Origin of the sequence: Meridianimarinicoccus zhengii (genome assembly GCF_003254465.1) — a bacterium.
Lineage (GTDB): Bacteria > Pseudomonadota > Alphaproteobacteria > Rhodobacterales > Rhodobacteraceae > Meridianimarinicoccus > Meridianimarinicoccus zhengii.
Window position 1 is genome coordinate 1 of the sequence record NZ_QDFI01000149.1, and the last position, 3324, is coordinate 3324.

Here is a 3324-nt window from a genome sequence, read left to right on the forward strand (position 1 = left end):
AGGCCGTGGCAGGCGTCGCCGCGCTGGTTCTGGCCGCCCTTGCTCCGCTGGTGGCGGGCGGAACTTGCGACGGCAGGCCGTGGCAGGCGTCGCCGCGCTGGTTCTGGCCGCCCTTGCTCCGCTGGTGGCGGGCGGAACTTGCGACGGCAGGCCGTGGCAGGCGTCGCCGCGCTGGTTCTGGCCGCCCTTGCTCCGCTGGTGGCGGGCGGGCTGACGGCCGGGTTCGCCATGCTGGGCGGACTGCTGATCGGCGCGGCACTGCTGCTGCCGCCCGCGCTGGCCCGCGTGCTTCGATGGGCCGAGGCGCGCGCGCACGGCCCGCTGGCGCAGTGGTTCTGGGCCGACACGCGCCAGCAATTGCCGGGCCTGTCGCTCGCGCTCATGGCGCTGATGCTGGCGCTGGCGGCGAATATCGGCGTGTCCACCATGGTGGGCAGTTTCCGTGCGACCTTCGCCGGGTGGCTCGACCAGCGGCTGGCGGCAGAGATCTATCTCGATGCCGGAGAGGCAGACCGGGCAGCGGACATCGCGGCATGGCTCGAACCGCGGGTGGACGCGATCCTGCCGCTGGCCAGCGCGCCCGCGACCATCGCGGACCGCCCCGGGCAGGTGATGGCGATGGCCGACCACGCCACCTATCGCGACGCATGGCCGCTGCTGGATGCGGTTCCGGACGTGTGGGACCGACTGGCGGCAGGCGACGGCGTGCTGATCAACGAGCAGCTGTTCCACCGGGCCGGGTTGGGGCCGGGTGACGGGGTCACCATCGACGGGGACACCCTGCCGGTGCTGGGCGTCTATTCCGACTACGGCAACCCGCTGGCACAGGCGGTGCTGACCCATGCGGCCTTTGTCGCGCGTTATCCCGACCTCCCCCAGACCCGGTTCGCCTTGCGCGTGGCCTCGGCGGAGGTGCCCGCGCTGGTCGATGCCCTGCGCGACCGCTTTGGGCTGACCGCCGACCGGATGCGCGACCAGACGAGCCTGAAGGCGCTGTCGCAGGACATCTTCGAGCAGACCTTCGCGGTCACCGGAGCGCTGAACCTGCTGACGCTGGGGGTCGCGGGGGTGGCGATCTTCACGAGCCTCCTGACGCTGGCGGACCAGCGGCTTCCGCAACTGGCCCCGCTCTGGGCACTGGGGCTGACGCGGGCACGGCTGGCGCGGCTTGAACTGCTGCGGGCCGGGATGCTGGCGGCGCTGACCGCTGTGCTCGCGCTGCCCGTGGGGCTGGTGCTGGCGTGGATGCTGCTCGCGGTCGTCAACGTGGAGGCGTTCGGCTGGCGGCTGCCCATGCGGCTCTTTCCCGCCGACTGGGCAGGGCTGGCGCTGGCCGCCGGGCTGGCTGCGGTGCTGGCCGCGGCGCTGCCCGCGTGGCGACTGTGGCGCAGGCCACCCGCGCATCTGCTGGGGGTATTCGTCCATGATCGCTAGGCGCAGAGTTCTCGGACTGATGGCGGCGGCAACGCTGCCGGGGGCGCTGCGGGCGCAGGGCTTCGCGGGGCTCGCGGCGGATGCCGACGGCTTCACCCTGCCGCAGCCTGACCCGGATTTCGTGTTCCCGCGCGATCACGGCCCGCACCCCGATTTCCGGATCGAGTGGTGGTACGTCACCGCCAACCTGCGCGGTGCGGACGGGGCGGACTACGGCATCCAGTGGACACTGTTCCGCACCGCCCTGCGGCCTGAGCCACCGGGGGCTGAGGCCGCGGGCTGGGCCTCCCCGCAGGTGTGGTTCGCCCATGCGGCGCTGACGACCGCCGCGCGGCATTTCGCGGCGCAGACCTTCGCCCGTGGCGGGATCGGGCAGGCCGGGGTCACGACAGCCCCGTTCGACGCGTGGATCAACGACTGGCGGATGCATACACCGCCCGGCGCAGACATGGCCGACGCCTTCGACCGGCTGGACGTGACGGCCCGCGCACCCGATTTCGGCTATGCGCTGGAGATGCGCGCCGAAGGGCCGCTGCTGTTCCAGGGTCAGGGCGGCTATTCGGTGAAATCCCCGCGGGGACAGGCGAGCTATTACTACTCCCAGCCCCATTACCGGGTGACCGGGCGGCTGGACCTGCCCGGCGGGCCGGTGGAGGTGACGGGGCGCGGATGGCTCGACCGGGAATGGTCCTCGCAACCGCTCGCCGAAAGCCAGACGGGCTGGGACTGGTTCTCGCTGCACCTGTCGGACGGGGCGAAGCTGATGGTGTACCGGCTGCGTGACAGTGCCGGGCCGGATTATGTGCCGGGCGCCTGGGTCGCGCCCGACGGCAGCGCGCGCTACATCCCCGACGGCGCCCTGATGCTGGAGCCGCTGGACCACGCCACCGTGGCCGGGCGGCGGATTCCGGTCGACTGGCGCATCACTTGGGACGCGGGCGGGCTGGACATCGTGACCAGACCGCTAAATCGCCAGTCATGGATGGGGTTGAACGTGCCCTACTGGGAAGGGCCGATCTTCGTGTCAGGCAGCCATGACGGGATCGGGTATCTGGAGATGACAGGCTATGCATGACTGGTGGACCGATCTCGACAGGCTGCACGGGCGGGTCTGGGACACGCTGGTCAAGGGCGTGCATGTCAAGCGTGCGGCGGCGCGGCACGTGGCTTTCGCCACCGCCGGCCAGACCGGCGGGGCCGAGGCGCGGATGGTCGTGCTGCGCGGGGCCGACCCGGCGGCGGGCAAGCTCTACGTGCACACCGACACGATGTCGGCCAAGGTCGCGGAACTGCGGGCCGATCCGCGGGCGACGATCCTTGTATGGGATGCGCAGGCCCATCTTCAGATCCGGCTGAAATGCGAGGTCGGCATCGATACCGGCGCCTGCGTGGCCCCCGAATGGCGGCGCATTCCGGAACCCGCGCGCAGGGTCTATGGCAACGGGGAAGAGCCGGGCCAGGGCATGGACTGCCCCGAGGCGCTGACGGTGACGCCCGACCAGTCGCGCTTCGCCGTGATGACCTGCACCGTGCGCGAGATCGATGCGCTGCACCTGGGGCGCGACGTACATCACCGCGCGCAATACAGCCGCAGCCGGAACTGGCAGGGCCGCTGGGTCACGCCCTGACACGCGGACCCGGACAGGGAGCCGCCCGCATCCGTGGCGGCGTTGGGGGAATGTTTACCGACTCGGCGCTATTCGGAAAGCATGATGCGCTTGACCCGATCCCGCCCGCACAGCGACCCCGACCGCAGCGATCCGCGCGGGCCTGCATGGCCGCCGGCGCCCCTGGCCCCGCGCGATCCACCGCGCCGGATGCCGGACGATCCCGATGCGTGGCGGCCCGACCCTGCCCCCGCCCCGCGACACGACCCCGCCCCGCGACCCG

The 3324-nt window shown here is 71.8% G+C and carries 3 protein-coding genes; all 3 read left to right on the forward strand.

The window, feature by feature from the left end:
* Positions 1-153: 153 nt before the first annotated feature.
* From DDE13_RS22080 to DDE13_RS22090, 3 genes are read left to right on the forward strand one after another with little or no spacing between them, the layout of a single operon-like run.
* Positions 154-1434 (forward strand): ABC transporter permease, encoded by a 1281-nt coding sequence (locus DDE13_RS22080; RefSeq protein ID WP_235868817.1) that lies wholly within the window; start codon positions 154-156, stop codon positions 1432-1434.
* The gene (locus tag DDE13_RS22085; RefSeq protein WP_111406353.1) at positions 1424-2509 is read left to right on the forward strand and encodes a lipocalin-like domain-containing protein; all 1086 of its coding nucleotides are present in this window, start codon (positions 1424-1426) and stop codon (positions 2507-2509) included. Before DDE13_RS22080 ends, DDE13_RS22085 begins: the two co-directional genes overlap by 11 nt.
* On the forward strand, positions 2502-3062 hold the full coding sequence (locus DDE13_RS22090) for a pyridoxamine 5'-phosphate oxidase family protein (protein WP_111406354.1): 561 nt from the start codon (positions 2502-2504) through the stop codon (positions 3060-3062). Before DDE13_RS22085 ends, DDE13_RS22090 begins: the two co-directional genes overlap by 8 nt.
* Positions 3063-3324: the final 262 nt, after the last annotated feature.

What these genes read in the sequence shown, in the direction of transcription:
- DDE13_RS22090 (WP_111406354.1), top strand. Translation starts at nt 2,502, where the DNA reads ATGCATGACTGGTGGACCGATCTCGACAGGCTGCACGGGCGGGTCTGG.
- DDE13_RS22085 (WP_111406353.1), top strand. Translation starts at nt 1,424, where the DNA reads ATGATCGCTAGGCGCAGAGTTCTCGGACTGATGGCGGCGGCAACGCTG.